Annotated in this window: 20 protein-coding genes; 17 read left to right on the plus strand and 3 right to left on the minus strand. The window is 68.8% G+C overall.

Annotated elements, in window-relative coordinates:
- The first annotated feature begins 36 nt into the window (after positions 1–36).
- Both DNK54_RS00355 and ffh read left to right on the plus strand, forming a co-directional pair.
- Positions 37–2,334, plus strand: coding sequence for a [protein-PII] uridylyltransferase (locus tag DNK54_RS00355; RefSeq protein WP_110204987.1), 2,298 nt, complete (start codon positions 37–39; stop codon positions 2,332–2,334).
- Between the two features lie 69 nt (positions 2,335–2,403).
- On the plus strand, positions 2,404–3,960 hold the full coding sequence (gene ffh / locus DNK54_RS00360; protein ID WP_110204988.1) for a signal recognition particle protein: 1,557 nt from the start codon (positions 2,404–2,406) through the stop codon (positions 3,958–3,960).
- Between the two features lie 58 nt (positions 3,961–4,018).
- On the opposite strand, the gene DNK54_RS00365 is transcribed toward ffh, so the two are convergent.
- Positions 4,019–5,014 carry a hypothetical protein gene (locus DNK54_RS00365; RefSeq protein WP_162602247.1) on the minus strand — a complete coding sequence of 332 codons (996 nt, stop codon included), beginning with the start codon at positions 5,012–5,014 and terminating at the stop codon, positions 4,019–4,021.
- 70 nt (positions 5,015–5,084) lie between these two features.
- Here DNK54_RS00365 and DNK54_RS00370 point away from each other — a divergent pair, with 70 nt between their 5' ends.
- Positions 5,085–5,453 (plus strand): PIN domain-containing protein, encoded by a 369-nt coding sequence (locus DNK54_RS00370; protein WP_110204990.1) that lies wholly within the window; start codon positions 5,085–5,087, stop codon positions 5,451–5,453.
- Here the strand turns inward: DNK54_RS00370 and DNK54_RS00375 are convergent, their stop codons facing one another.
- A complete protein-coding gene (locus DNK54_RS00375; RefSeq protein WP_162602248.1) occupies positions 5,454–6,602 on the minus strand; it encodes a ScyD/ScyE family protein in 1,149 nt (382 codons plus the stop codon).
- A 104-nt stretch (positions 6,603–6,706) separates the two neighbouring features.
- On the opposite strand from DNK54_RS00375, the gene DNK54_RS00380 reads away from it, so the two are divergent.
- The 6 genes from DNK54_RS00380 to trmD all read left to right on the plus strand — a co-directional run bounded on the left by DNK54_RS00380 (position 6,707) and on the right by trmD (position 11,023).
- Entirely contained in the window at positions 6,707–7,777 is a 1,071-nt protein-coding gene (locus tag DNK54_RS00380; protein WP_110204992.1) for an amidohydrolase family protein, read from the plus strand.
- 20 nt (positions 7,778–7,797) lie between these two features.
- A complete protein-coding gene (locus tag DNK54_RS00385; protein ID WP_110204993.1) occupies positions 7,798–8,286 on the plus strand; it encodes a glutathione peroxidase in 489 nt (162 codons plus the stop codon).
- 167 nt (positions 8,287–8,453) lie between these two features.
- Entirely contained in the window at positions 8,454–8,948 is a 495-nt protein-coding gene (gene rpsP, locus DNK54_RS00390; RefSeq protein WP_110204994.1) for a 30S ribosomal protein S16, read from the plus strand.
- A gap of 1 nt (position 8,949) precedes the next feature.
- Entirely contained in the window at positions 8,950–9,189 is a 240-nt protein-coding gene (locus tag DNK54_RS00395; RefSeq protein WP_110204995.1) for an RNA-binding protein, read from the plus strand.
- 98 nt (positions 9,190–9,287) lie between these two features.
- Positions 9,288–9,836 (plus strand): ribosome maturation factor RimM, encoded by a 549-nt coding sequence (gene rimM / locus DNK54_RS00400; RefSeq protein ID WP_204164370.1) that lies wholly within the window; start codon positions 9,288–9,290, stop codon positions 9,834–9,836.
- The gene (gene trmD, locus DNK54_RS00405) at positions 9,833–11,023 is read left to right on the plus strand and encodes a tRNA (guanosine(37)-N1)-methyltransferase TrmD (protein WP_110204996.1); all 1,191 of its coding nucleotides are present in this window, start codon (positions 9,833–9,835) and stop codon (positions 11,021–11,023) included. The genes rimM and trmD overlap by 4 nt, the downstream gene beginning before the upstream one ends.
- Positions 11,024–11,072: 49 nt before the next feature.
- On the opposite strand, the gene DNK54_RS00410 is transcribed toward trmD, so the two are convergent.
- Positions 11,073–13,592, minus strand: a complete 2,520-nt coding sequence (locus DNK54_RS00410; RefSeq protein WP_110204997.1) for a tetratricopeptide repeat protein — start codon at positions 13,590–13,592, stop codon at positions 11,073–11,075.
- 296 nt (positions 13,593–13,888) lie between these two features.
- Between DNK54_RS00410 and rplS the strand changes: the two genes are divergently transcribed.
- From rplS to DNK54_RS00450, 8 genes are all read left to right on the plus strand, one after another.
- Positions 13,889–14,239 carry a 50S ribosomal protein L19 gene (gene rplS / locus DNK54_RS00415; RefSeq protein ID WP_110204998.1) on the plus strand — a complete coding sequence of 117 codons (351 nt, stop codon included), beginning with the start codon at positions 13,889–13,891 and terminating at the stop codon, positions 14,237–14,239.
- 54 nt (positions 14,240–14,293) lie between these two features.
- Positions 14,294–15,085, plus strand: coding sequence for a signal peptidase I (lepB, locus tag DNK54_RS00420; protein WP_110204999.1), 792 nt, complete (start codon positions 14,294–14,296; stop codon positions 15,083–15,085).
- A complete protein-coding gene (locus tag DNK54_RS00425; protein WP_110205000.1) occupies positions 15,085–15,873 on the plus strand; it encodes a ribonuclease HII in 789 nt (262 codons plus the stop codon). The genes lepB and DNK54_RS00425 overlap by 1 nt, the downstream gene beginning before the upstream one ends.
- Positions 15,870–16,178 (plus strand): DUF2469 domain-containing protein, encoded by a 309-nt coding sequence (locus DNK54_RS00430; protein WP_110205001.1) that lies wholly within the window; start codon positions 15,870–15,872, stop codon positions 16,176–16,178. The genes DNK54_RS00425 and DNK54_RS00430 overlap by 4 nt, the downstream gene beginning before the upstream one ends.
- A gap of 167 nt (positions 16,179–16,345) precedes the next feature.
- Complete coding sequence (locus DNK54_RS00435; RefSeq protein ID WP_162602249.1) at positions 16,346–16,774, plus strand: TadE/TadG family type IV pilus assembly protein; 429 nt, start codon at positions 16,346–16,348, stop codon at positions 16,772–16,774.
- Entirely contained in the window at positions 16,774–18,600 is a 1,827-nt protein-coding gene (locus DNK54_RS00440; protein ID WP_110205003.1) for a Tad domain-containing protein, read from the plus strand. Before DNK54_RS00435 ends, DNK54_RS00440 begins: the two co-directional genes overlap by 1 nt.
- A gap of 80 nt (positions 18,601–18,680) precedes the next feature.
- On the plus strand, positions 18,681–20,315 hold the full coding sequence (locus DNK54_RS00445) for a pilus assembly protein TadG-related protein (protein WP_110205004.1): 1,635 nt from the start codon (positions 18,681–18,683) through the stop codon (positions 20,313–20,315).
- A gap of 29 nt (positions 20,316–20,344) precedes the next feature.
- Complete coding sequence (locus DNK54_RS00450; RefSeq protein ID WP_110205005.1) at positions 20,345–21,334, plus strand: NYN domain-containing protein; 990 nt, start codon at positions 20,345–20,347, stop codon at positions 21,332–21,334.
- The last annotated feature ends 3 nt before the right edge of the window (positions 21,335–21,337 follow it).

Consider the following 21,337-nt stretch of genomic DNA (forward strand, 5'->3'; position numbering starts at 1 on the left):
CGCCTCGCCACAGACCTAGGACGAAGGAGCCACGTCGTGACCTCCGACCAACGGGCGCTGCGCACCGCGGCAGCCGACACGCGGGTACGACGGGCGTTCGAGGAGGCCGACCCCCCGTCGTACGGCGTCAGTCTGGTCGCGGTCGGCGGCTACGGGCGCGGGGAGCTGGCTCCGGGCTCGGACCTCGACCTGGTGTTGCTGCACGCCGACGATCTGGCACCGACCCCTGGTGGAGGCCTGACGAGCCAGCACTCGGACGGCCCGCTGCTGCCCTCACTGGCCGAGGGGATCTGGATGCCGTTGTGGGACGGACCGCACCGGCTCGACCACGCCGTCCGCTCGGAGACCGGCATGCGCGAGGCAGCCGCGGCCGACCTCCGGGTCGCCTTGGGCGCCTTGGACCTGCGCCACGTGGCGGGCGACCCCGGCCTCACCCTCCGGGTACGTACCCGCCTGCTCGCCGACTGGCGGCGAGACGCACGGCGACGGCTGCCGGAGCTGGCCGCCCTGATGGCTCGTCGCCACGCGACGGCCGGCGAGCTGGCGCATGTCGCAGTGCCCGACCTCAAGGAGTCCGAGGGCGGTCTCCGCGATGCCGGCATCGTGAAGGCGCTGGTCGCGACCTGGCTCGTCGACGCGCCGCAGGCCGACCTGGAGCCGGCACGTCGCCTGTTGCTTGACGTACGAGACGAGGTGCACGCACTCTCCGGTCGCTCCAGCGATCGACTGACGCCCGAGCTCTGGGCAGACCTCGCTGTGGCGTTGCGGGTGAAGGACGCCGAGGCTGCGCAGCGCCTGGTTCGGGAGACGGCACGCCGGGTCTCCCACCTCTCCCGGCTGACCTGGCGTCGAGTGGACGCACTGCTGGCGCGTCCGACGCGTGGACGGCGACCCGAGCTGCACGCGCTCGGCGGTGGTGTCGCCATCTCCCGCGGCGAGGTCGTGCTCGAGCGCGGTGCAGCCCCCGGGCGTGATCCAGGTCTGCTGCTCCGAGCAGCTGCCAGCGCTGCCGAGCGTGACCTGGTGCTGGCTCCGGCCACGGCGGCGCGGCTGGCGCGGGAGGCGGCGCCGTTGCCCGCGGTGTGGCCGGCGGCGGTTCGGACGGCGTGGATCCGGCTGCTCGCCGCGGGACCCGGCCTGCGCGACGTCTGGGCCACGCTGGAGGAGACGGGGGCCTTGGCCCGGCTGTTCCCGGAGTGGGAGCTGCTGCGCTCGCTGCCCCACGCAGCGGCGGTGCACCGGTTCACCGTGGACCGTCACGTGCTCGAGACCTGCGTGGAGGCGGCCGGCCTACTCAGCCGGGTTTCCCGGCCGGACCTGCTGGTGGTGGCGGCCCTGCTCCACGATATGGGGAAGGGGGACCCCGGGCAAGGTGACGCCGACCGCGAACCCGGGGGGCACGCGGCCTCCGGCGCGCGGCTGGCCCGGAGGCTGGCGATGCGGTTCGGCTTCACGCCCACGAACGTGGAGGTCATCGAGACGCTGGTGCGGTGGCACCTCCTGCTGGCCGAGACCGCCACCAGTCGAGACCCGCATGATCCACGGACGGTGGCGCATCTGGTCGAACGCGTGCCTGACCGGCAGACGCTGGCTCTCCTCCTCGCCCTCACCGAGGCCGATGCCCGCGCCACCTCGGTGAAGGCGTGGAGCTCGTGGCGTGCGGGACTGATCCGCGACCTCGCCGCACGTGCGGACCGAGCCCTCCTGCACCGACGTACGCCCGAGCCCGACCAGGAGTACGCCGCCGTGACCGTGCCGCCGACGGTGCAGACGGATCCGGGCCGTGTGGAGGTCGAGGTGGTGCGGCAGCCCGACGGCGCACTCGTGCGGGTCTTCGCCCGAGACCGGGTGGGGCTGCTCGCCGACGTCGCTGCCGTCCTCACCCACCTGCGGATCCCGATCCGGGGCGCACGGGCCTGGCCGCAGGGAGCGGTCGGCGTCTCCGAGTGGCACACGTCCGAGGATGTACCGGCGGCCGCCGTACTGCGCGAGCGGATCCAGGCGGAGGTGGAGGGGCGGACCCGGGTGGGAGCCCCCGCGCCGGCTGGCGGAGGAGCGGCTGCGGTCGTGCTGGTGGATCCGGATGCCTCCAGGACGGCGACGGTGCTCGAAGTCCGGACGGCGGACCGTCCCGGGCTCGTCCATCGGGTCTGCGCGGCGCTCGCCGGCGTCGGCGTGGCGGTCCGCTCGGCCCACGTCGACACCTTCGGCCCACAGGCGGTGGACGTCTTCTATGTCCAGGAGCCGGGCGCCGGACCGCTGGACGCTGCGCGCGCGGAGGAGGCGACTGTCGTCGTACGGGCGGCCCTGGAAGGAGTCAGTGCCGACGCGTGATCCGTACGCCGCACCGTGCCGGTTAGGCTGGGACCTCGTCATCCGTCAGGCCAGAACTAGGACACCGACTTGTTCGCCACTCTCTCTGATCGTCTTGCAGACACCTTCAAGAACCTGCGAGGCAAGGGCCGGCTCTCCGAGGCCGACATCGACGCGACCGCCCGGGAGATCCGGATCGCCCTGCTCGAGGCCGATGTCGCGCTACCGGTGGTCAAGGAGTTCGTCGGCGCCATCAAGGAGCGGGCTCGCGGCGAGGAGGTCTCGCAGGCGCTGAACCCGGCGCAGCAGATCGTCAAGATCGTCAACGAGGAGCTCGTGGCGATCCTCGGCGGCGAGACCCGTCGACTGCGCTACGCCAAGAGCGGCCCCACCGTCATCATGCTGGCGGGTCTGCAAGGTGCCGGAAAGACGACGCTGGCGGCCAAGCTGGCGCTGTGGCTCAAGGAGCAGGACAAGACGCCGCTGCTGGTTGCCTGCGACCTGCAGCGACCCAACGCGGTCAACCAGCTCCAGGTCAACGGTGAGCGGGTCGGCGTCCCGGTGTTCGCGCCCGAGCCGGGCAACGGCGTCGGCAACCCGGTCGAGGTGGCGAAGGCCTCCATCGAGGAGGCCAAGCGCAAGCTCCACGACGTGGTCATCGTCGACACCGCCGGCCGCCTCGGTGTGGATGCCGAGATGATGCAACAGGCGATCGACATCCGGGCCGCGGTCCAGCCCGACGAGGTGCTCTTCGTCGTCGACGCCATGATCGGTCAGGACGCGGTCAACACCGCCCTCGCCTTCCAGGAGGGCGTCGGCTACGACGGTGTCGTGCTCACCAAGCTCGACGGTGACGCTCGCGGCGGTGCGGCGCTTTCGATCGCCTCGATCACCGGCAAGCCGGTCATGTTCGCCTCCGCCGGCGAGAAGATGACCGACTTCGACCTCTTCCACCCCGACCGGATGGCCTCGCGCATCCTCGACATGGGCGACATGCTCACCCTGATCGAGCAGGCCGAGAAGGCGTTCGACCAGGAGTCGGCGCGCAAGGCCGCTGAGAAGCTCACCGGTCAGGGCGGTGACTTCACCCTGACCGACTTCCTCGCCCAGATGCAGCAGATCCGCAAGCTCGGCTCGCTCTCCAAGATCATGGGGATGTTGCCCGGCATGGGGCAGTTCCGCGACCAGCTCGACAACTTCGACGAGCGTGAGATCGACAAGATCCAGGCGATCATCCAGTCGATGACGCCGGCCGAGCGGGAGAATCCGAAGCTCATCGACGGCTCCCGGCGACTGCGGATCTCCAAGGGCTCCGGCACCCAGGTCTCCGACGTGAACACGCTCGTCGACCGCTTCTTCGAGGCCCGCAAGATGATGCAGCAGATGGCTCGTGGCGGCGGCATGCCGGGCATGCCTGGGATGCCCGGCATGGGCGGCGGCAAGCGGTCCGGAGCCAAGCAGCAGGCCAAGAAGGGCAAGTCCAAGCGGGTCTCGGGCAACCCTGCGAAGGCAGCCAACCAGCGCAAGGCGCAGGCTGAGAAGGCCGCCAGCGCAGGCAACCCGTTCGGCGACCCTGCGGGGATCGACTACGAGGCGGCGGCCGCCAACCTGGAGCTCCCGAAGGACTTCGGCAAGTTCCTGAAGTAGTCAAACCGGCTTGAGGTGATGCCGGCCTCGAAGTGATGCCGGCAGAGTCGCCGCTGGCTCAGCTCAGCTGGATGCTGGAGCTCAGCTGTCCGCCGATGGCCGTCGCCACGTCGATCCCTGCGACGACGGTGGCGGTGAAGACCATGACCGCGGTGCTTCCGGCAGGGATCGGGATGCTGAGGCCGCTGGTCCTGCACTGGCCCACGTCGCCGATGGCGACGAGCCCCGTGAGCGAGGGGATCGTGCAGATGGCGCCGGGAACCGGGTACAGAAGGTTGCCGCCCGAGGCGTCCGTGTAGAGCTGGGCAGTGACCTCGACGGTGGAGCCGAGGAGGCTCAGCGCGGTGGTGGTGCTGATGCGTGCGGCGATGTCGGTCACCGTGGTGTCGCTCGGGAGCACCTGGATCATCGAGGGCTGCCCGGCGTTCGGGAGCAGGTCGATCGACGGGCCAAGAGGTCCGTTGTGGGAGCTGTTGCCGGATCCCGACAGGGGCAGGACGGCCCGGGTGCCGGACACGCCGCCGAGCGTTGTGGTGAGGGTGCTGGGCATGCCGCTGGTGGCACTGAGCACGGGGCCGGATCCGGGAAGTCCCGTCGGCCCGGGTGCGCCCGCGGGTCCCTCGGGTCCGGGAGGCCCTGCGGGGCCCGTCGGCCCGGGTGCGCCGTCCGCGCCCGCCGGTCCTGCGGGCCCCACTGCGCCAGCCTGCCCCGCCGCACCGGTGGCTCCCGGCGCGCCATCGGCACCGTCGGCGCCGTCAGCGCCTGCCGGTCCCATGGGGCCTGCCGGACCCATCGGACCCATCGGACCCGTGGCGCCGGCCGGCCCGGGCATCCCGACGGGGCCCTTGCCCTTCGAGCTCACCCGCCACTTCAGGACGGTCTCCGACTTCTTGCACTGTGCGGCTCGGGAGACCACCCGGAGATCGCCGGACTTCTTCGCTGCGCAGGCGACCACCGTCCGATCGGTCTTGGCAGCCACTGCTGGCGCGGTTGTGGAGAGGGCGACGGTCGCAACGCTGACGCCGACGACGAGGAGACGAGAAAGTCTGTGCATTCGGCACTCTTCGGCAACCGCAGGGAGAAGCTGAGACATTCTCGTCTAACGTCTTCCGCGTGATGCGCCGATGAGAACGGTCCTCGTGGTCGATGCCGCCAACGTGGTGGGCAGTCGGCCCGACGGTTGGTGGAAGGACCGCCCCGGCGCGGCCCGCCGCCTCCACGAGCACCTGATGGTGGCCGACACGACGTACGACGAGATCGTGCTGGTCCTCGAAGGCGCGGCCAAGGGCGGCATCCGGCCGGGGCGGGATGGCCACGTGCGCACGGTGCACGCCAAGGGCCTCGGGGATGACGAGATCGTCGCCCGGGCCCGGACCGCGGTCGAGGCGGGGCATCGTGTCACGGTGGTGACCGCCGACCGGTTCCTGCGGGCCCGCGTCGAGGGACTCGGGGCGCTCACCCTCGGCCCGGCCTGGCTCTTGGACCGCCTCTGATCAAGGCAGCGGGATCCGCACCACCTCTCCGTGGTCCGCACACACCGAACACGTCGTGACGTACGCCGCGTGCCGGGTCGTCGTGACGCCGTACGGCGCGGGAAGGGAGCCGACGACGGTCACCGGCGGCCCACCTGGCACCACGCGCACCAACGAGCCCATCGGGAGGTCGGTCTCATTGGCGAGGCCGGCGTCGGAGAGCTGCACCGCATAGAGGCGTCCGTGCCGCCACGCCAGATCGGTGACGTTGGTCAGCCCCGTCGCCCACACACTCGAGTGGCCGCTGGCGGTCACCCGGTGGATCCGCGAGGCCCCGGGCGCGAACGGGAAGCCGGTCAGTTCACTCACATACCAAGCACCGTCCGGCCCGCGCACCACGGAGGTCGGGACCGCTTGCATCGGTACCTCGTCGAACGGCGGGAACGGCAGCGGAGCCGTGCCGGGGGAGTCGAAGACCGCCAACGTCCGCACCCGACCGGAGGGAGCGACCGTGACCAGCGCGTTGGCGCCGGAGTCGGTCACCACGAAGCGAGGCGTGCGCTGGTGATGGCGTGCGTGCCGACGCGCGGAGGGCGCGAACGACATCCCCGTGGGGTTGCTGTCGGGACCAGCGTGGTCCGGGTCATGGGCCGCCTCGCGGGCGGCCAGGTCTGCCAGCACCCGCACGTGGGAGTGTCCGAGCCGTCCGGTCACCACGGTGCCGAGCAGTGCCGAGGGGAGGGTGCCGCGCACCGCAGGGTCGGTGCCGAGCCCGATGGTGGCGAACCAGCGCCGGTTCTTGAGCAGCACATCGGCGGGGCCGATCGCTTGCGAGCCGTCGGCGCCCGCCAAGGAGGGCAGGCCGCGGGCGATCCGATGCTGGCCGTGACGGGTGATCTTGGTGATCGCGCCGGTCTTTCCGAAGCAGGCCTGACCCTCGGGGCCCTCGAAGCAGGGGCCAGGCCCGCCTGTACCTGCCTCGGCCACCATCAGCGTGCCATCGTGCAGGTTCAGCTGCCGCGGGTTGTCGAGGCCCTGGGCGACCACGGTCCACGGAGTCCCGGACTGTGGCGCCGCGGTTGCGCCGGGCGGGCCGGCGACGACGGTGAGAAGGGTCGCCCCGAGCGCCAAGGAGGCGGTGACGGCGAATGCTCGTGCGGGTCGTGTCATGGAGAATCTCCTCGTTCGTCTCCCCAGCCGAATCAGCATGAACCCCTCCGGGACCCGTGCGCATCTGCCAGATTGGCGAAACCAGCCTCGCTAGGGTCTCTGCCATGACTGTCTTGCGCTTCCGGGGTCCGGTGTTGCCTGAGGAGGAGAGCCGCGACGTCTATGTCGTCGACGGTGTGATCACCTACGAACCGCAGGCGGGCGCGGTGACAGCCGCGAGCGGATGGCTGGTGTCTGGGCTCGTCGATGCCCACAACCACCTGGGTCTGGAGGACCACGGGGCGATCGCCGACGACGAGATCGTCGACCAGGCGCTGCTGGATCGCGACGCGGGCGCGCTGCTGCTGCGTGACTGCGGCTCGCCCGCCGACACGTCCTGGGTGCATGGGCGCGACGAGTTGCCCCGTCTCGTCCGGGCCGGCCGGCACGTCGCACGCACGCGTCGCTACATCCGCAACTACGGCGCGGAGGTTGAGCCGGACGGCTTGGTCGACGCGGTCCGCGAGCAGGCTCGCCGCGGTGACGGCTGGGTGAAGCTGGTCGGCGATTGGATCTCCCGTGACGAGGGCGACCTTGCGCCGTCCTTCGGGTCCGACGACTTCGCCCAGGCGATCGAGGCGGCGCACGCCGAGGGCGCGCGCGTGACCGCGCACTGCTTCGGTCGCGACGTGCTGCCCGGGCTGCTGGATGCCGGGATCGACTGCATCGAGCACGGCACGGGGCTGGGCACCGACCACCTGGAGACCATGGTCGCTCGGGGCGTCGCGCTGGTGCCGACGGTGCAGCAGACCGCCAAGTTCCCACAGTTCGCCGCCGACGGACGGGAGAAGTTCCCCGACTACAGCGCCACGATGGACGAGCTCTACGCGCGACGGCGCGACGTCCTCATGCAGGCATGGGAGGCCGGCGTCGGCATGTACGTCGGGACCGACGGCGGGGGTGCGGCCCGGCACGGGGAGATCGCCGGGGAGATCGAGGCGATGGTCGCGATGGGGCTCCCGGCAGCGGACGTCGTCGCCGCTGCCTCCTGGAAGGCCCGTGAGTGGCTCGGCTTCGACGGCCTCACCGAGGGCGCGAGCGCCGACTTCGTCGTCTACGACGCTGACCCGCGTCTCGACCTCTCCACGCTGCGCCGGCCGGTCCGAGTGGTGCTGCGCGGCGCCGTGGTCGCCTGACCTCGGCGTAGCCTGAGCACATGACCAGCCTCTCCGACTTCACCGCGACCACTCTCGGCGGCGAGGAGCAGCCGCTGTCGGCGTACGCCGATCAGGTGGTGCTCGTGGTCAACACCGCCTCCAAGTGCGGCTTCACCCCGCAGTACGCCGGCCTGGAGGAGCTGCACCGCACCTACGGCGAGCGGGGGCTGACGGTCCTCGGCTTCCCCTGCAACCAGTTCGCCCACCAGGAGCCCGGCGACGAGGAGGCAATCGGTGCCTTCTGCGAGCGCAACTACGGAGTGACCTTCCCGATGTTCGCGAAGGTCGACGTCAACGGGCCGGATGCGCACCCGCTGTACCGCTGGCTGCGCGAGCAGCAGGGCGGTCTGCTGGGCGACCGGATCAAGTGGAACTTCACCAAGTTCCTGATCGGGCGTGACGGCCAGGTGATCGACCGATACGCCCCGGCGACCAAGCCGGCGAAGCTGAGCGGCGACATCGAGCGAGCGCTCGACGGGCGCGCATGAGCCCGGTTTTGGCCCCGCCTGCGACCTCTGGCAGAATCCTCCGCTGAGTCCTGCGCTCTCGGACCCTCTCATCCGGTTGTCGCAGGTCCCAGGAGATGTCCGCCCCGGTCCCCACCTGGCGGTCGGAGGTCTCACCCACACACAACTTCCGAGGAGACACCACAAACGTGGCCGTCAAGATCCGTTTGAAGCGCCTGGGCAAGATCCGGGTGCCGCAGTACCGCATCGTCGTCGTCGACTCGCGCAAGAAGCGCGACGGCCGCGTCATCGAGGAGATCGGCAAGTACCACCCCAAGGAGGACCCGTCCTTCATCGAGGTGACCTCCGACCGCGCCCAGTACTGGCTCGGTGTCGGCGCGCAGCCGACCGAGGCGGTCGAGGTGCTGCTCAAGATCACCGGTGACTGGCAGAAGTTCAAGGGACTCCCGGGCACCGAGGGCACCCTCAAGGTCGCCGCTCCGAAGCCCGACAAGCTCGAGGTCTTCAACCAGGCTCTCAAGGACGCCCAGAACGAGCCGAAGGCCGCTGCGGTGACCAAGAAGAAGGCCGAGGAGAAGAAGGAGGAGGCTCCCGCTGAGGAGGCCGCCGCTCCTGCTGCTGACGCTCCTGCTGCCGAGGCTTCCGCCGAGGAGACCCCCGCCGCCGAGAGCACCGAGGGCTGACGTGCTCGCTGACGCACTAGAGCACCTCGTCCGAGGCGTCGTCGACCATCCCGACGACGTGACCGTGCGCGACAAGCAGCTGCGTCGCGGTGCCGTCCTCGAGGTGCGAGTGCACCCGGAGGACCTGGGCAAGGTCATCGGGCGGGGCGGTCGCACCGCGTCCGCCTTCCGCACCGTCATCTCGGCCCTCGCCGGCCGGGGCGGTGCGCGCGTCGACTTCGTCGACGTGGATCGTCGCTGAGCGACACAGATACACAACGTCAGTGGGCGCGATCCGCAAGGGTCGCGCCCACTGGCGCATTTCGCCCCCGACAGTGCGCGCCCATTACCCTCGTCGACGTGGAGAGCGAGATCGAGGTCGTCGTCGGCCGTATCGGCAAGCCGCACGGCGTCCGGGGTGAGGTGACGGTCGACGTACGCACAGACGAGCCGGAGCGGCGTTTCGCCGTCGGCAACGTCCTGCGCGGAGTGCCGGCGCGGGGTGCTGCTCGGGAACCTGGGCCGATCACCGTACGCAGCACGCGATGGCATCAGGGCACGCTGCTGGCCACCTTCGAGGAGATCGACGACCGGAACGCCGCGGAGGCCTACCGTGGCACGGTGCTGCACGCGACGCTGGCCGCCGACGAGTCGCCCGACGACCCTGACGAGTTCTACGACCACCAGCTGATCGGCCTCGCCGTCCACGATGTCGACGGGGCCGCCCTGGGGACCGTCGGCAGCCTGGTGCACGGGGGCGCTCAGGATCTCCTGGTCGTCCGTACGCCGGAGGGCCGCGATGCGCTCGTGCCGTTCGTGAAGGCGCTGGTCCCCGAAGTCGATGTCGCGGGAGGGCGCGTGGTGGTGGCCGACCGGCCCGGCCTGGTCACGCCGCTGGAGGACGAATGAGGATCGACCTGGTCTCGATCTTCCCCGACTACTTCGCGCCGCTCACCCTCTCCCTGCCGGGCAAGGCCCGCGACAAGGGGCTGCTCGACATCGCCGTGCACGACCTGCGCAACTGGGCGTACGACCGGCACCGGACGGTCGACGACACGCCGTACGGCGGCGGCGCAGGCATGGTGATGAAGCCCGAGCCCTGGGGCGAGGCGCTGGACGCCTTGGTCGGACCGCGGAGCACGGTCGTCTTCACGACCCCGAGCGGCCGGCCGTTGACCCAGGCGCTGGCTCGTGAGCTGGCTGCGGAGGAGCACCTGGTCTTCGCATGCGGGCGGTACGAGGGCATCGACCAGCGGGTGATCGACCACGCAGGGACGGTCGCGACGGTCCGCGAGATCTCGATCGGCGACTACGTGCTCAACGGTGGAGAGGTGGCCGCGCTCGCGATCACCGAGGCCGTGGTGAGACTGCTGCCCGGCTTCATGGGCAACCCCGACTCGCTGGTCGAGGAGTCACACGAGGACGGCCTTCTCGAGTACCCGGTCTACACCAAGCCGGCGAGCTGGCGCGGTCAGGAGGTCCCGGAGGTACTGCTGTCGGGCAACCACCGGCTGATCGCCGACTGGCGCCACGACCAGGCCGTACGCCGCACCGTCGCTCGTCGTCCCGACCTGCTGCCGCCGTCGGCCGTTGCGGAGGGGCTGGACCTGGTGCCGGCGACCCTGGCCGATGCCGGCGAGCTGCTGACGCTGCAGCGGGCCTGCTGGGTGCAGGAGGCGCTGTTGGCCGATTCGCTCCGCATTCCCGCGCTGACCGAGTCGCTCGACGACGTCCGTGCCGCGCTCGAGGTGTGGCAGACCTGGGTGGCGCGGATCGACGGTCGCCTGGTCGCGTCGGTGCGTGCCCACTCCCGGCCGTCGAGCGCGGTATCGAGACGCCCGGCAACGACCGAACCGGTCTGGGAGATCGGCCGCCTCATGGTCGCGCCCGATCTCCAGGGCCGCGGCTTCGGTCGGACGCTGCTCGAGCACGCCGAGGCTGCGGCTCCTGCGGAGGCGACGTCGTACGAACTGTGGACGGGGGAGCGGAGCGGCCCGAACCTGCGTTTCTACAAGCGAGCCGGCTACCGGCGCGTCGGCCGTGTCGACGACCTGGGCGTCGTGATCCTCAGCAAGAAGATCCGGTCCCTGCCCTGACGCCTCGCCCGCCGAGACCTCCCCGCGTGGGTCTCGACGGGCGACCGGGTCAGTAGACGTGCGTCGCGCTCATGAACGACCACTTCGACTTCGCCTCGTCGGCGGCGAGTTTGATCGTGTGGCCGATCTCGAGCTCGGTGCCCGAGGTGAAGCCGACGTCGGTGAGCTTCCCCGACGTGTCCTGCTCCAGGTAGAACGCCGCCTCGCCGGTGAAGCCCGCGCCGGGTACGTCCACGCCGCCCTTGACGCCGGCGGTCAGCCGACTGGACTTGACCCAGCCCTGCGGATTGAAGTCGAAGTCGACCTTCGCGAAGGCGGAGAGCAGGATCGGCGGCGTGCTGAGCTCGAAGCTCACCCTCTCGCAGGAGACCTTCATCGTCGCGATCAGGAGCTTCGCCTCCAGCGCCCACGGCTTCATCGCGTCACTGCACAGCGGCGGCGCCTCGCCCTCGACCTTGGAGACCGTGGTCGCGTTCGGGGGCAGCGGCTCCGGGTTGGTGCAGGTCGCGCCCGGGGTCAACCCCGTGGCGTAGGAGTTGAAGCCCTTGAACCGTTCTGCGGCGTCGCGCAGGTCGTTCGTGATCACTCCGGCCCAGAAGTTCATCTCCTGCTCCATCCGGACGCCCGCGAGCTCGTGGGCGATCGGGTCACGCAGGTTGCCCTGCAGTCCGGTCCAGGTCGGCCAAGCGACTTCGTGGTAGGCGATGATCGCCTGCCGCAACGCCGATGTCTTCTGGAGCCAGGTGCTGGCGATCTGCCGATGCTCACCGCAGCTCACCTTCGGATCGCTGACGTTGCACCACGGGTGGCCGCTGAACGCCGGCAGCCCGCACACGTCCTGCTCGCTCCATGCGTCGCGCAGCTCCTGGTAGAGCTCGAGCACCCGCTTGCTGGCGGTCTGGTTCATCCGGCCCAGGATCTTCTGGGTGCGCTCCACCTCGGCAGGGTGCAGCGTCTTGTTGCGCTCCCGCAGCTGGTCCTCGAGCTGGAGCCTGCGGTTGTGCAACGCCAGGTTCTGTGCGTTGAGCGCGTCCTCATCGACGCCGACAGCGCCGTTGCGCCCCTCCAGGCCGATCAGCTTCTCCATGTTCCCCGGCACGTCGAACAGGCTGAGCTCCCCGGCCACCGCCTGCGACATGTCGAAGGCACGCTCTGGGTCGACTTGGGTGTAGCTGTCGCGGACGACGACCTCGTCCGGTGCGGTCGACTCGCGGTAGCCCTCGTGCATCTGGTCGAGTGCCTGTGCGGGCCGGCCGGCGCAGGAGAGGATCGCACCGAGCTCGCGGTGCAGCAGCGGGTTCTCGGGCTGCAGCCGGATCGCGGCGCGCAGGCTGGCCTCGGCCTTCGCGAAGTTGCCCAGCTTGGACCACGCGTGGCCGAGGTTGTTGAGCCGCACCGCCTCCTGGGCGACCCCGCCGCTGTTGTTGGCGGGGAGTCCGGCTGCCTTCTGCGCCAACGCAACCGCCCAGTCGGGACGGTTGATCATGCTGGCGGTCATCGCCGCGTTGGTGAGATGCCGCGCGTCGGTCGGGGCGATCCGGCGACCGGCGATTGCCGCCGCCATCATCGCGGCGGGACGGTCATCGAGGTAGGCCTGGGCGAAGACCCGGTGGGCGCCCGAGGAGGTGGTGAGCTCGGGAGCGTTCTTCCACAGCGACTTGGTGTTGGGGAGGAACTGCGTCTCGACCCAGGCGTCGATCTGCTTCAACGCCTCGGCGTAGGAGGGGATGGGGCGGCTCGGCCCGTTGATGCAGAGCACGATGAGGTCCTCACCGTCCTGGGGCAGGTCCCCGCCTCCTGCCATGATGTTGACGCTGTGGTCCAGGGCCGGGAGGTGGTCGACGGATCCCTTCACGACCTGCACCGTGGTGCTCAGCCGGTCGCGGACGCCGTTGCCCGTCAGGTCGGCGCGGATCTGCAAGGTGGTCGCGCTGCTGGGCGCCTGCCAGCGCACGGTGACCGTGCGCGGCTGCGAAGCAGGTACGTCGCCCAACGCGACCCGCGCGACGCCACCACGGACCTCCACATCACCGGCGCGGCGCACCTGGCGCCCCTTGGCCGGTGCGGTGAGGGTGAGGACGCCGTCGACGATCTTGGAGATCTCGACGGTGAACTCGAAGACGGAGCCGGTGCCCACCGTGCTCGGTGCGCCCAGCGTTGCGGCCTTGCCGGAGGTCTGGGAGGCAGCCGCGACCTTGATCTTCTTCGTGGCGGTGCGCTCCTTGTTGCCCTTGTGCTTCTTGGCCACGGCCCGGATGGTCTGTGTGCCCGCCTTGAGCTTCGTCGTACTCAGGGTGGCTACGCCGCCCTTGTTGGTCTTGGACTTGCCGAGGCTCTTCCACTTCTTGCCGGCCTTGACGGAGAAGACGACGCTGCGTCCCTTGGCCTTGGGCTTGACGGTGGCGGTGAGCTTGGTCTTCTGGCCGGCGACGGGCGAGCCGCTCACGGCGAGCTTGACCGAAGCAGCCGCGTGGGCCGGCGTGCTGAGAGACAGCGTGGCCAGCACCGGTAGCAGCAGGGCGAGGGCAGCGAGCGCGACGAACGGGAGGCGGGCACAGCGAGCGGACATGAGGACCCTTCGGGCGACGGACGGACCCACGACCGTAACCTCGGCGGCGGCGCTCTCGCGTCGCCCAGAGGTCGGAAGCTCCGTGCGACGAAAGTTGATCGATTTCGGTCGGCCCGCGTCGTTGTGGCAAGATTCCTCCTTGGTCCAGTCGGCCGACGTCGCCCGGGAGTTCGCCCCGGGGACTGCACCCGCACCTGCCACAGGGGGAGCGTGGAGCGCCGGCACCTCGGCTGGTCCACGCAAACCTGATTCTCTTTGAGCCGCGGCCGACCTGTGGCGTGCTGCGAGGAGTTGCTATGACCAACGTCATCGACCAGATCAACGCCGACGCCAAGCGCGACGACGTCCCCGACTTCCGCGCGGGCGACACCGTCAAGGTGCACGTCAAGGTCATCGAGGGCTCGCGCTCGCGTGTCCAGGTGTTCCAGGGTGTCGTGATCCGGGTGCACGGCTCCGGCATCGGCCGCACCTTCACCGTCCGCAAGGTCTCCTTCGGTGTGGGCGTCGAGCGCACGTTCCCGCTGCACTCCCCGATCTTCGAGAAGATCGAGGTCGTCACCCGCGGTGACGTGCGCCGGGCGAAGCTCTACTACCTGCGCAACCTGCGCGGCAAGGCCGCCAAGATCAAGGAGCGCCGCGAGGCCTGAGCACCGCTTGGTGCTGGCTGCAGAGCCCGACCAGAGGATGGCTAGGCTCTGCGCGTGACTTCTGATGACCGCGACACCCCCGATCAGGAGGTCGGCATGACCGATCTCTCACCAGCGGGGGAGTCGCGGTCGTCGCGTTTCCGGCGCCGCAAGCAGCTGCCGGTGTGGCAGGAGACGATCCTGCTGCTGGTCATCGCCCTCACGCTCGCCGTCGTGATCAAGGCCTTCTTCGTCCAGGCCTTCTACATCCCCTCGGAGTCGATGGAGCCCGGACTGGTCGAGAACGACCGGATCCTGGTCCAGAAGGTCTCCTACTGGGGTGACGACGGCCCGGAGCGTGGCGACGTCGTCGTCTTCAAGGACCCCGACAACTGGCTTCCCGCCGAGGACTCCGCCGGTCCGACGAACATCATCGCCAAGGGCCTGACCAAGATCGGGCTGTTCCCGACCGGCGGCCACCTGGTGAAGCGGGTCATCGGCGTTCCGGGCGACACCGTCGAGTGCTGCGACGACCAGGGACGGCTCTCCGTCAACGGCTATGCGCTCGATGAGAGCGAGTACGTCGCCAAGGGTGGTCGGTGCGCGGCACCGATGCTCAACTGCCGGATGCGACCGGTGACGATCCCGGAGGGCTTCTTGCTCGTCATGGGAGACAACCGCGAGCACAGCGCCGACTCCACCGCCCATATGTGCCGCAACCCGAAGGCGCAGCAGTGCGCGCCGACGCGGGGCCTCGTGCCGGTCGAGAACGTGGTCGGCAAGGTGTGGACGCTGATCTGGCCGAGCAGTCGCTGGGATCACCTCACTCGCCCGAAGGTCTTCGAGCACGTCCCCGACCCGCAGTGATGGTGACGCCGACCCTCCGGCTGGAACGTCGCCTCCTGCGTGACGGCGTACTGCTGCTGGGGTGTGCCGACGAGGTGGGGCGCGGTGCGCTCTGCGGCCCGGTGACCATCGGTGTTGTTGTGATCGACCTCAAGACGAAGACGGCGCCCAGTGGCGTCCGAGACAGCAAGCTGCTGCCTCCGGAGGTGCGGGAGCGGCTGGCCCCCAAGATCCGGCGATGGGCGCTCGCCCACGGGGTCGGGCACGCAACTCCCGCGGAGATCGATCGCTTCGGCATCATGGCGGCACTGCGGATGGCCGGGCACCGGGCACTGATCGAGACGGGCCTCGAGCTCGATCTGGTGCTGCTCGACGGCAATCACGACTACCTGACCCCGCCGCCGCAGCTGGACCTGCTCGACCCGGTGCCGACGCTCATCGAACGGATGCCGGCGGTGCGGACCGAGATCAAGGCGGATCTGCGCTGCGCAGCGGTGGCGGCCGCCAGCATCCTGGCCAAGACCGCGCGCGACGCCCTGATGGTGGAGCTGGCCCCGGCCTTCCCGGCGTACGGCTGGGAGCACAACAAGGGCTATTCCGCGCCGGAGCACCTGCGTGCGCTGGCTGAGCATGGCCCTACGGAGCACCACCGGCGTTCGTGGAACCTTCCCGGCGTCGAGTCGGCTCCGTTGGTCGAGCCTGTCGAGTCGGCTCCGTTGGTCGAGCCTGTCGAGTCGGTTCCGTTGGTCGAGCTTGTCGAGACCCCACTACGGTGTAGCCAGCAAACGTCAGCCAAGGAGGGCCCATGAGCGTCGAGGATCTCGAGAAGTACGAAGCCGAGATGGAGCTCACCCTCTACCGCGAGTACCGCGACGTGGTGGGCATCTTCAAGTACGTCGTGGAGACCGACCGGCGGTTCTACCTCTGCAACCAGGTGGATGTGAAGGCCCGGACCGAGCAGGGCGACGTCTTCTTCGAGGTCTCGATGTCGGATGCGTGGGTGTGGGACATGTACCGCCCTGCCCGCTTCGCGAAGAACGTCAAGGTGCTGACCTTCAAGGACGTGAACGTCGAGGAGCTGGCCTCCTCCGACATCGAACCCCCCAAGTCGTAGCGCCCCCCTGGAGGGGATGGCCCGAACGGGTCGTTCGCCCCCCACCCGTCTAGACCACTTTTCCCCGCGTCCTGAGGGAAAAGGGGACACAAACCGCGCACGGAATCTATCCTGAGCGGGTACGTCGGATGACGTGCGTGTTGTGGGACACATGGGGTGGGGCAGACATGGGTGGAGTGCGCGTACGACGACGTCGTGACGAGGATGGCGCGGCTGCGGTCGAGTTCGCCCTCGTGGTGATCCCCCTGGTGCTGATCCTCTTCGGGATCATCTCCTACGCCTACATGTTCTCGGTGCGCCAAGCGCTCACCCAGGCCGCTGCCGAGGGTGCCCGTGCGGCTGCCGTGGCGCAGACGAACCCGACCGGCGCGGCCACCAACGCCGTCAACAAGGCCCTTGAGGGCAACGGCAATCTCTCCTGCGGGACCAACGGGCTGACCTGCACGGCCACGCCGCCCGCGGCCTGCCAGGGCGGCAGCGCCAAGTGCGTGACGGTCACGGTCTCCTTGAACTACGACGCCTTCGATCCGTTCAACCTGCCGTTGATCCCGATGCCCAGCACTCTGAGCTTCACCTCGAGCGCCGAGGTCAACTGATGTCTATCATCGCCAAGCCGCGCGACGAACGCGGAGCGGTCGCCCTGTTCGTCGCTATCCTGCTCGTCGTTCTCGTTGGCCTCGCCTCGTTTGCGGTCGATCTCGGCTACCAGCGCGTGGCTGCCCGCGATATGCAGGCCGTGGCCGACGTCGTCGCGATGGACATGGCCCGTCAACTCGACGGCAAGACGACGGAGCAACTCAATGACACCCCCGCCTGGACGACTGCCCTGGCTGGGAGTCTGGAACGCAACGACGATCGAGCAGTGGGAGAGAAGCTTTCGCCAGTCTCTTGCAGCGCGGGCCAGGCCTCGATCGGTGCCGGAGAAATCTGTGCGACCCCAGGAATCTACAACTCGGCCGATCGGACGTTCGTCGACAGCGGTAGCAGTCCCGCAACGCATGTGCGTGTGATTACACGCACTAGTATCGACTACTTTTTTCCGATCTTCGCCGACAACGGCGAGGTCATGAAGACGGCCTATGCGGAAGGCGGTGACGGGGCTTGCATCCGCATCAGTTCGTACGTGGCCGATGCGAATCTGAACGACGGCGCATTGGGGCCGCTCCTCGATCTCCTTGGCACGAAGGTCGGTTTGGGGGCGCTCGACGCCGGCAGCCTCGTGGCGACAGATGTTTCGTTGCTCAAACTGCTCAGTGCCAAAGTTGGCGCGGGTTCACTCGATTCGGTGCTGAACTCCCAGATTGGGCTGGGTAGTTTCTACCTCGCTATGGCTGATGCGCTCCAGGGGCAGGATGGATCAGCCGCAGCAATCAGCGTGCTTGAGGCTCTTTCGGGCCGGGTTGGCGACATGAAGGTCAAGGTTAGTGACCTGCTCGCACTGGACACCACTGGAGTAGCCGGTGCAGACGCCATGCTCAATGTCTTCGATATGGTCGCGACTGGACTTGTGGCCGCAAGTGGCGAGAACGGTCTTGCGCTCACGCCCACAATTAACCTACCGGGAGGCCTTCTCAACTTGAGTGGCACGGTATCTGTTCTCCAGCGTCCCCAAGTGAGTTGCGGTAAGCGAAAGAACCCGAACAACCCGCTCGCAGAGACAGCCCAAGTGAAAGTCAATTTGGGTGGGTCGGCCCCAGTGAGCGAGAGCATCATCGGGCAGTTGTTGAACACGGTCCTCGGCGTGTTGGGGGATGTGCTTACCGGTCTCCTCGGGCTTGAACAGGTTGAGCCGAGAGTGGTGGCGTCCGTGGACGTCAACCTGGGCCTTCAAGTCGTCCCAGCGCGGGCGCGACTCACCGGAGTGGAGTGCGTGGGCGACAAGCGAAAGGTCTACGTAAAGGTTGCCGGTGGTCAACTCCTTGAGATCTCGTTGACGGTGAACGCGAAGGTTGGCATTGAAGAGCGGCGGCGGAAGCGAGCAACGATCCTCTCGCCGTGGCGCGATAACTGGGGCCCTTGGACTCCCGTGCTGACGGTTGGTGGACCTGTGACGGTCTCAAACACGGGATCTGGGCCCGCGTGGACTGACCACGTCATCACGATCGACAAGGATGGTGACTATGACGTCCCGCAGTTCTTCCCGAAGGACTCCATTGGCCTGCCAACATTGCCGAGTATCGATGCTAGTCAGTTCAATGTGACTCTGCCTCCTGGTGTTCCGACTGATTACCGCACGCTCCCGCTCGGGAATATGCTCGGAATGGTCGTCGCGCCAGTGCTCAATGGCCTCAACAATTCATTGGTGAGCAGTCTCAACACTCAGTTGAATACAGTTCTGATCAACTTGGGCATCGACGTCGCAGGCGCCCGGATTTCTGCGCTCCGTACGCCATCCTGTGGCACGCCTGCTCTCCGAGGGTGACCTCTGGTCTAGACCGATTGGTCATGAAGGTCGCCTGACCCACTACGGTCCCTCCCGGGAGTCTCTGGGGAGGGATCGCTGTGGTTGTTGCGTGCGCGCGCACAGGCAAGAAGAAGGACGAGCACGCCGAGCAGGAGCGCGGCGCGGTCGCGCCGATGGTTGCCTTCATGTTGGTGCTGCTGATCGGCTTCGCCTCCTTCGCAGTCGACCTCGGAATGCAGCGGGTGGCCCGCCGCGACATGCAGGCCCTTGCCGACATCGTGGCGATGGACATGGCGCGACGGATCGACGGACGCACCGCAGGTGCACTCCAGGGCGAGATGGCGACCGCGAGAGACCTGAGCGTGGCGCGCAACTCGACGACCACTGTCGGTGACGAACCGGTCGTCACCTACGAGCTCGGGGTGTTGGCCACCGACGGCGCGTTCGCGCCCGTCGGGAGCGGCGTCGTACCCCAGGCGGTGCGGGTGACGGCCCGCACGAGCGTGGACTTCTCGTTCCAGCCGGGGGAGGGGGCGGCGGCGCGGACAGCCGTCGCGATGGCCGAGTCCAAGGCGTGCTTCAGCATCGGTTCGTACGCCGCCACCATCAAGTCCGACGACTCCCCACTGCTGAAGCCCCTGCTGGGACTGCTCGGCACCAAGCTGAACCTGAGCCTCATCGACGCGCGCGGTCTGGCCAACGTCGACATCCCCCTCCTGGGCTTCATCCACGCGGGACTCGGCGTCGGAACACTCGACGAGCTGGTCGCGCTGCGCGGCGTGAAGCTCGGAGACTTCTACCTGGCGATGGCCGACGTACTGCGTCGCGAGGCGGGCAACACCGCGCAGGTGATCCTCCTGCAGGCGCTCGCCGCCCGGGTGCCGGGCCTGAACCTCAACCTCGCCGACATCCTCGCTCTCGGCACCGGCGGAAGCGCCGGCCTCGACGGCATGGTCAACGTCCTCGATCTGGTGACGACCGGGCTCTTCGCGGCCAACGGCACCAACGGCGTCAGCATCCCGGACCTGAAGATCGGTGTACCGGGACTTGCCGAGCTGACCGGCTCGGTCAAGATCATCCAGAAGCCCAACATCGGCTGTGGTCGGGCCCGCCCTTCAGCAGCACAGCCGAACCAGGTCGCCCACTCCAACCAGATCGAGGTCCGGCTGGGCGGCAAGGGCGTTGACCTCAACATCGGCATCGCCCACCTGGCGGCCTCGGTCAAGGTGCTGATCGAGCTGGCGCCGGCCGACGCCGTACTCAAGGACATCACGTGCCGCCCGGGCCACGACACGATCGTGGTTGCCGTGGGCGACTCGCTGCTGACGCTCACCATCACTCTCGACGTGCTGGTCTCGGCACTCGCGGACCTGATCAAGATCGCGGAAGGCGGCATCGACCTGCGCGCCTCGCGCTACGGGCCGCTGAAGGACCTGACGATCGACGTCTTCAACGAGAACTACACCGTGCCTGGCGCGTCTGGGGGCGGCAACATCGGCCTCCCGGAGCTCTCGGTCGACGCCAAGCGTCTGAAGCTGCTGGGGCTGCCGGTGGGTGAGGGTCTCAACTACATCCTGAACCCGCTCCTCAAGCACCTGGTGAACCCGCTCCTCCAGGGCTTGGATCGCTACCTCCTCTCGCCTCTGCTCGGCTTCCTCGGCATCCAGATCTCCGGTGCGGAGATCTACGCCCTGCCCAAGCCGAAGTGCGGTCAGCCGGCGCTGCGAGGGTGATGCCTACCCCCGCTTGGCAGGATGGCTGTATGCGATCAACGTGCTCCCTCTACATCGACGCCGGCTACCTGCTCGCGGCCGCGGCCACGCGCGTCACCGGGACTTCGCTGCGCAGCGGGATCCACACCGACTTCGCCCGGCTCACCGGAGCGTTGATCGCGCATGCGGAGGCTCGGTCCGGCCTGCCGGTGCTGCGGGTGCACTGGTACGACTCGGCCCACAAGGGGGTCCCCGACGCCCAGCAGGAGCGCATCGGCGAGCTGCCCAAGGTGAAGCTGCGACTGGGGAGGTTCGGCGTCGACGGCCAGCAGAAGGGCGTCGACCTGCGGATCGGCCTCGACCTTGTCGCGCACGCCCGCAACGCCGCCTCGGATGTCTTCTTCGTCGTCACCGGCGACGACGACCTGACCGAAGCGGTCGAGGAGGCGCAGGTGCAGGGAGTCGAGGTGGTGCTGCTTGCCCTGCCCACGATCGACGGCAAGCCGCACGGTGTCAGTCGGCATCTCATCCGTGCTGCTGACGATCTCGACCAGTTGGACGGCGACGCCATCGACGCGGCGGTCGTCAAGGTCGAGGTTCCCCGGCCTGTTCCGGGGCCGCCACCCACCAGGCCGGCACCGGTGTCAGCCGTGCAGCAGGAGACGGGGGCGAAGGTGGGACCGACACCTCGCGACCTGGCTGCGGTGCCGAGGCCGGCGGTGGCTGCCGTGCCTGTCGCGGGCGCCTCGCTCGCCTACACGGGATCTACGGGTCAGGGCTCGCGCGTGCTTCCGGGCTACGACCTGGAGGTCGACGAACCGATGATCGACCGGGTCGTCGATCGTGTGGTGGTCTCGCTACGGCATTCGGTCTCGCGCGAGGAGCTGACCGAGCTGGACCGGAACCGTCCCTCGATCCCCCGTGAAATCGACCGTGCACTGCTGGTCGACCTGTCGGACGAGCTCGGCCTCTACGACCTGAACGACGCCACCCGATATCGCCTCCGTTCTCGCTTCTGGGAGCGGTACGACGAGGGGTGAGTG

This window comes from Nocardioides daejeonensis (assembly GCF_003194585.1).
Lineage (GTDB): Bacteria > Actinomycetota > Actinomycetes > Propionibacteriales > Nocardioidaceae > Nocardioides > Nocardioides daejeonensis.